5 protein-coding genes are annotated in these 7,582 nt (G+C 70.2%); 4 read left to right on the top strand and 1 reads right to left on the bottom strand.

The features are described 5' to 3' along the window. On the top strand, positions 1–3,195 hold a 3,195-nt coding region (locus tag PLJ28_RS14110), incomplete at its 5' end, for a cytochrome P450 (protein ID WP_324590267.1). Positions 3,196–3,271: 76 nt separating this feature from the next. On the opposite strand, the gene PLJ28_RS14105 is transcribed toward PLJ28_RS14110, so the two are convergent. Further along, positions 3,272–3,691 carry a hypothetical protein gene (locus tag PLJ28_RS14105; RefSeq protein WP_183529218.1) on the bottom strand — a complete coding sequence of 140 codons (420 nt, stop codon included), beginning with the start codon at positions 3,689–3,691 and terminating at the stop codon, positions 3,272–3,274. Between the two features lie 794 nt (positions 3,692–4,485). On the opposite strand from PLJ28_RS14105, the gene PLJ28_RS14100 reads away from it, so the two are divergent. The 3 genes from PLJ28_RS14100 (at position 4,486) to PLJ28_RS14090 (ending at position 7,332) form a co-directional block, all read left to right on the top strand. After that, entirely contained in the window at positions 4,486–5,988 is a 1,503-nt protein-coding gene (locus PLJ28_RS14100; RefSeq protein ID WP_183529220.1) for an MFS transporter, read from the top strand. A gap of 37 nt (positions 5,989–6,025) precedes the next feature. Further along, positions 6,026–6,589, top strand: coding sequence for a TetR/AcrR family transcriptional regulator (locus tag PLJ28_RS14095; RefSeq protein ID WP_183529222.1), 564 nt, complete (start codon positions 6,026–6,028; stop codon positions 6,587–6,589). A 371-nt stretch (positions 6,590–6,960) separates the two neighbouring features. Next, a complete protein-coding gene (locus PLJ28_RS14090) occupies positions 6,961–7,332 on the top strand; it encodes an avidin-fold protein (protein ID WP_221243765.1) in 372 nt (123 codons plus the stop codon). The last annotated feature ends 250 nt before the right edge of the window (positions 7,333–7,582 follow it).

Genomic DNA, 7,582 nt, shown 5'->3' with positions numbered 1-7,582 from the left:
TTCTCCGCCAACGAGCAGGGCTCGCTGATGATCCGCGCCATGGGGCACTCGATGCTCCGCAAGGACGACCCGGACCACGTCGTCGAGCGCCGGGCCTGGCAGCCCGTGCTGCGGCCCTCCGTGGTCAAGCGCGCGTGGCGGCCCGTCTTCGAGCGCAACGCGGACCGCTACCTGACCGAGCTGCGGGAGAAGGGCCCCGGGGCGGACCTGGTGTGGGACTTCGCCGCCCCCTACGCCGCGGAGAACCTGCGCGCGATCACGGGCCTGCACAACGTCACCCAGCAGGACCTGCAGCGCTGGTCCCAGACCATGATCGACGCCACCGGGAATTACGCCGACGACCCCGAGGTGTGGGCCAGGGGCGAGGCCTCGTTCGACGAGGTCGACGCCGCCCTGGACGAGATGCTCGACTGGCACCGCGCCCACCCGGACGACTCCCTGCTCTCCGCGCTCGTGGCCCTGCCGGACTACCAGATGCCGGTCGAGTCCATCCGGGCCAACCTGAAGATGACCATCGGCGGCGGCCTCAACGAGCCCCGCGACGCGATCGGCGTGGCCGCCTGGGCGCTCCTGAACGACCCGGAGCAGCGCCGCCTCGTGGAGGCCGACCCCACCCTGTGGGACGCCGTGTTCGACGAGGCCATCCGCTGGGTCGCCCCGATCGGCATGTACTCCCGCCAGACCACCCGGGACGTGGCCCTGCGCGGCGTCCACCTGCCCGCCGGGGCCAAGCTGGGCATCTGCCTGCTCTCGGCCAACCGGGACGAGTCCCAGTGGACCGACCCCGCCCGCTTCGACATCCGCCGGACGGGCGAGGGAGCGCACCTGGCCTTCGGCAAGGGCGTGCACGTCTGCCTCGGCGCGTGGGTCGCGCGGGCCGAGGTGGCCGACGTCGCGCTGCCGCGGTTGTTCGAGGCGCTGCCCGGTCTGGACCTCATCCCCGACCGCCCGGCCCGCGCCGGCGGCTGGGTGTTCCGCGGCATGGACGAGATGCCGGTGACCTGGACGGCCTCCCCCGGATGCACCGGTGACGGCGCCGACCGCACCGCGGCCACCGGACCGGCGCCGGGCACGACGCCGGCTCCCGCAGCCGCACTGGGCGGTGCGGTCGGCCCGCACGTCGCCGTCGTGGGGTCCGGACCCGCGGGGTGCTACACCGCCCAGGCGGTCCGGCGCCGCCTGCCCGAGGCACGGGTGACCGTGTTCGAGGCCCGGCCCGAGCCCTTCGGCCTCGTGCGCTACGGCGTGGCCCCCGACCACCAGGGCACCAAGGCCGTGGCCGACCAGTTCTCCCGGCTCTTCGAGCACGACGGCGTGCGCTTCGTCGGCTCCACCCGGGTGCACACGGGCGCGGCGGCCGAGGACCTGGTGCTGCGCGGGCGCCCCGCCCAGCACGCCCCGGCCGTGCGATCCCAGGATGCGGCCGGTGCCGAGGTCACCCTGGGGCAGCTGCGGGAGCACTTCGACGCGGTGGTGCTGGCCACCGGCCTGCGCCGGGACGCTCCCCTGCAGGTGCTCGGCGCCGATCTCACCGGCGTCATCGGCTCGGGAGAACTGACCCGGCTGCTGAACGGGGAGCCGGAGACCTGTTCCGGGACCGGCTGGGCGGAGCCCGACGCGGCCTCGCTGGGGCGGTCCGCGGCCGTGATCGGGATGGGCAACGTGGCCATGGACGTGGTCCGGTTGCTCGCCAAGACCGCGGCCGGCCTGGAGGGGTCCGACATCCATGACGCGGCCCACGCCACCCTGACCCGGCGGCTGGACACCGTGCACGTCATCGGCCGCTCGCTGCCGGCACGGGCCAGGTTCGATCCCGTGATGCTGCGGGAGATCCTGGACCTGCCCGGCCTGGTGCACACCGTGCACGGCCCGGACGCGGACCGGCTGGCCGCGGCCGGGGACCCCCGGTCCGGGCTGATGGCCGGACTAGCGGCTGCCGGGCGCGAGCAGACCGGCCCGGCCCGGCTCCACGTCCACTGGTGGCTCGGCTACGCCCCCCGCGAGGTCGTGCGTGATGCGACCGGGGCCGTGACCGGCGTCGAGGCCGCCTCGTGCGACCGCCCGGGTGACGCACCGGGCGGCGCGCCGGGCGACGAACCGGACCGGGTCCGGATCGCGGCGGACAGCGTCATCACCGCCATCGGCTTCCAGGCCGGGGACGGCGAGCTCACCGCGGCGCTGGACGGGATCACGGACCAGGCGCGGCAGAGCGGCCGCGTGGAGCCGGGGCTGTACCTGGCCGGGTGGGCCCGCCGCGGCCCGCAGGGCACCATCCCCTCCCAGCGCAGCGACGCCCGGGACCTGGCCGAGGTGATCGCCGGTGACCTGGCGGCGGCCCGCGATGCGGAGGCGGCGCCGGAGGAGGGACCCGGCTCGGGCCCCGGCAGCGGGGACACCGGCAGCGGGGGTGTCAGCAGCGGGGGTGCCGGTGACCAGCACAGCGGCAAGACCGGGATCGTCGGCCTGCGCCCCTACCTGGGACGGGCCACCGACTACGAGGGCTGGCTGCGCCTGGACGCCCACGAGCGCGCCGCCGCCGCCAAGGGGCGCGTACGCGCCAAGCTGCTGGACCGGCGACGCATGCGGCTGATCGCCTCCTCGGCCACCGCCGGATCGCTCGCGGGACCGGCCGGCGTCGGGACCGGTGTCCGGACCGGTGCCGAGGCCCGCGGGGCCGGGGCGAGTGCGGGGGCGCAGGCCCAGACCGGCCGGACCGACCTGCCGCCGCTGACCATCCTGTTCGCCACCGAGTCCGGCAATGCCGAACTGGTCGCGGAGGAACTGTCCGGGCACCTGGCCGACCGGTACGCGGTGGAGGTACTCGACCTCGCCGGGGCGGACCCGGCCGCCCCCGGCACCCTGGACCCGACCCGGCCGTACCTGCTGGTCTGCTCGACCTACGGCGACGGCGAACTGCCCACCTCCGCCCGGGCCTTCCACGCCGGCCTGCTGGCGGCCCGGCCCGGCCTGACCGGGCTGCGCTTCGCGGTCTTTGGCCTCGGCGACCGGTCCTACCACGCCACGTACTCGCGCGGCTCGGAGATCCTCGACGAGGCCCTGCGAGCCTGCGGGGCGGAACGCGTCGGGGAGTATGGCCGGCACGACGCCGCCGGCCGCGACCTCGCCGCCGACCTCGCCCGCCCGTGGGCGGATGCCGTCACGGAGGCGTTGACGACCACCGCGGTCGCCTCCTGATCCACGGACGCGGACCGGTCCTGCACCGCACGCGGGACCGGTCCTCACCGCACGGAGGGTGACGCGACGGATGGTCCTAGGTGAGTCCGAGCCGGGCCTGGCCGGTCACCGTGGTGCTCTCACAGGCCACGGTGTCGCACGTGAACATGAGGATCTGGACCGCCGCGTCGCCCTCGGTGAAGGCGAAGTGACCGGCGGCCAGCAAGGCGACCTCCACGGTCTCCTGGCCCGCGGCACAGGTCACGGTGTCGGAGATGACCCCGCCCGTGGCCACGTGGGCGCCGTCCACCTTCTGCACGACGTTGACGAGGAGGTCAGCCGTCCGGCCGGCCTCGCAGTCCAGGGTGACCGAAAAGCTCACGCCGGCGCCTCCGACCAGGAGCGTGCCCGTGTCCGGGACGGTGACACTGACGGCATGGGCGGCGGTGACACCGGCCAGGGCGGTGAGCACGGCGGCGCCTCCGGCCACCATACAGGTACGCGACAGGGTCTTCATGATGGGTCCTCGGGAGAGTAGGGAGAGGTTCCGGTGTCTCATGAGGCGTGCAACCACGGAGCCGGGAGCGAGGCCGCGGCTCGGCACTGAGGGGTGGCGACAGCATAGGTCCGACCCGGCGCGGGAGGACAGGGCCGACCGCCCAGGTGCTCCCCGCGCACCCGTGGAGACTATTCAGGGATGGTGCCCCTGGACTGCGGGGTTGCGGGGGCGGATTCATGAGGGGCCTCACCGAAGATCTCCGCGACGGTGCCGATCGCGTTTCCCCTGACGTCGTACACGGTGACCTCATGCAGCGGGTCGGTTGTGGCGAAACTGTCCATCCTTCTGACTCCTGCCCTGATTGATCGTCCACTACGAACCGGCGAGAGAGGATGCCGCATCCGTCGCCACTCCATTGCGTGTGACGCTGCTCACAATCATACACGTCACGTCGCCACCTTCCTTCTGGGACCTCGACGGTCAGGGGGCGGAAAATAGGCGGTCGCACGCCGGTCAGGGGTCAAAGCCCATGGTGTTCGTGACGGAACGCGGAGGATGCATACGATGCTCCACCGGATGAGAACGCGCACTATCCGTTTCTTCATGAGTCGACACCCGGTGAGGGGAATTTCCGCACGGCATCAGCTCGGGAGCGATCGGGCGCCCGGGCGCCGAGACACGAAAGACCACCACTCACCCCAAGCCTGAAGGACACGTACACGACAGGTGGGTTCGGACAACGCGCCACTTGACCTTCGTCAGGAGACACCGGTAAAACTGTACCGTCCAGACGGTTAGTTCAAGGAGTGGACATGGAGCATGCGCTGAGTTCGGGACGCCGGTGGGCGTCCCTGGCCGTACTGGTGGGTGCGGTGCTATTGCTGGCGATCGACGCGACCGTGTTGTACTTGGCGGTGCCGTCCTTGACGGCGGACCTGTCCCCTACGGCCACCCAGGTGTTGTGGATCGGGGATATCTACTCCCTGGCCCTGGCCGGGTTGCTGGTGACGATGGGCAATCTTGCCGACCGGATCGGCCGCAAGAAGCTGTTGCTGCTGGGGTCGGCAGCATTCGGGGCCGCCTCAGTGATGGCGGCCTTCGCCCCGACCGCGGAGGTCTTGATCGTTGCCCGGCTGCTGCTGGGTGTGGCCGGGGCGACGATCATGCCTTCGACCCTGTCGTTGATCCGGAACATCTTTCCCGACCCGGTCGAGCGCACCCGAGCGATCGCCGTGTGGTCGGCTGCGGCCGCCAGTGGCATCGCGCTCGGTCCACTGGTGGGCGGTGCACTGCTGGAACGGTTCTGGTGGGGTTCGGTGTTCCTGATCAACCTGCCGGTCATGGCAGGGGTGCTGGTTCTCGGGGCGTGGCTGCTGCCGGAGTCCAGGAATCCGAGCCCGGCTCGGTTCGACGTGCTCTCCAGCGGACTGTCGATGCTGACGATCATCCCGTTCGTCTACACGATCAAGCAGCTCACCGGCGGAGCGCTCGGCCTGCCCACGATGGCCGCGATCGCGGCCAGCGTGATCGGCGGAGTGTCGTTCGTGCGTCGTCAACGGCGCTCGGATGCACCGATGATCGACGTAGAGCTGTTCCGCAACCCCGCCTTCACCGGGGCGGTGCTGGTGAACTTCATCTCGGTCTTCGCCCTCAGCGGAGTACTGTTCTTCTTCTCCCAATACCTCCAGCTCGCGCGCCATCTCAGCCCGTTGCAGGCGGGACTGGCCCAACTGCCTGCGGCACTCTCGTCCATGGTCGCGGCCACGGTGGTGGGATATCTGCTCACCCGGGTCGGGCGGGGGCGGGCCATCGCCCTCGCGCTGGTCATTGGCGCATCCGGACTCGCGCTGATGGCCGGGCTGGAAGGACAGGAGCAACTGATCTGGGTCCTTGTGGCCCTGGTCCCCCTCGGCCTGGGTCTCGGCATCGCCGAGACCCTCAGCGTGGATGCCGTGGTCTCGGCGGTCAAACCCGCCAAGGCCGGAGCGGCGGCATCGATCTCAGAGACTGCCTACGAACTCGGCGTCGCCCTCGGCATCGCCGTTCTGGGATCGGTCATCACCGTGTTGTATCGCCTCAACCTGGTACTGCCCGGTAGTACCGTCGGCGAGGCGGCGACCCGCGCTGAGGATTCCCTGGCATCGGCCACCGCGGTCCTGGAACCGGGCAGCCCAGCACTGGAGGCGGCGCAACATGCCTTCGTGTCCGCCATGCAGGCCACCACCCTGATTGCGGCTCTGGTGATGGTCGTGGCCGCGGTCGTCGCCTACGTGTTCATCCCCAACACCAAAGCGGCCGTTGTGGCCCAGCACTGAGATGCTGTAGCAAAGGCACGCGAGAAAGGATGCTCATATGGCGCGCACCGCTGGACGCGACGCGGAGGACACCAAGCGACTGATCCTGGATGCTGCCACGCAGCAGATCGGCCGGCGAGGTACGGCCGTACCCCTCTCGGAGATCGCCACGGCAGCCGGGGTGTCCAAGGGTGGACTGCTCTACCACTTCCCCACCAAGGATCAGCTCCTCAACGGCCTCGCCACCGATCTGATGGACCGCTTCCGCCGGGACGTCGAACGACTGGCCGCCGAGGAAGAACCACAGACCCCGGGCCGGCTCACCCGGGCCTACATCCGGGTGAGCTTCGCCGAGGCCCGTGACCTTCCCGGGCTCCGCGACTCCCTCGCCTTGGCCGCTCATCTCATGTTCGAGCCAGGCCCCGAAGAGCTCGCTCAACAGGACGCACGGCAATGGCGGGCGGCCCTCTTCGACGATGGTGTCGACCCCTTCGCCACCCGAATGATCATTGCCGCCACCGACGGCAGTAACAGCGCCCCCCTCTGGGGAGCCGTCCTCAACGACACCGACCGCACCACGCTGGAAGCGGACCTCATCGCCCTCACCTACCCCACCACCTGACGCACGCTGAGATACGAGAACCCTCGGCGCTACATCGACAAGGGGATGCATCCACCGCCAGGCCCACGTCCCATGGCGTCAAAACCTCTCAGGGGTCTGGGCCGGCATGGCCCCGATTGGCAGTCGGGCCTTACGTGAAACCGGAAGATGCCCAGCCGTCCGACTCAGAGGGCGACGACACAGGTCACAGGCGTCTTCTTCAAGGATCTCGAACGGACGACTGAGCGCGAACGGCCAGGTGCCTCTGCGCGAACCGAGCCACGTCTCTCTGCGATCCACAGGCGTGGTCCGCCGCCCTCCGTACGGAGCCTGCGGGTCACACTGCTCAACCGGGCGGGGTGAGCAGAGCCGGTGGCGGTTAGCGTGCTGGGATGGCTACTTCAGGCGATATCCTCCCCGATCCGGTGACCGTTTCCCTGCACGGGAAGACCTTCGCCGGAGTCAGCAATGCCGTCACCGGCCAAGTTGGAGCGGCCACCCGCTTTCGGTATCACGAGGACGGTGCGGCCATCTGGGCGGAGTACGACGGTGGGGAGATCGTCCGCGGGTATCTCGTGGGGACTCGCGAGGGTGAGCGTTTACAGTTCCGCTACGTGCATCTCGACACCGGCGGGGCCACCGCCAGTGGTGTCTGTGAAAGCCACATCGTGGTGCTTGAGGACGGGCGCGTCCGGTTCGAGGAGTCCTGGGCATGGGAATCCCGCCCCGAGAAGGGCACCAGTGTGGTGGAAGAAATTCGCTGACCGAACCACCGCCTCTTTCGACAGTCATCGACGCTCAGAAGGGCCCTGACCGTGAAAGCGTGACCGGACCGCGGGTTTAGGTCCGTTGCTTCCCGAACGGATCCTCAACGGGGACGACTGAACACGAGTAGCCGAGTGACTCTGGGAGCTACCCGGACCTGGATCATCAGTGGCTTTGCGGTGCCGCCTGGATGAATAAGGCTAGGAATATGAGTCAGCAGGTGCCCCTCGAGTCCGTTGCAGGATTCGA

The sequence above is a fragment of the Citricoccus sp. genome, assembly GCF_035445025.1.
Lineage (GTDB): Bacteria > Actinomycetota > Actinomycetes > Actinomycetales > Micrococcaceae > Citricoccus.
This window is presented reverse-complemented; position numbering and strand designations above follow the sequence as displayed.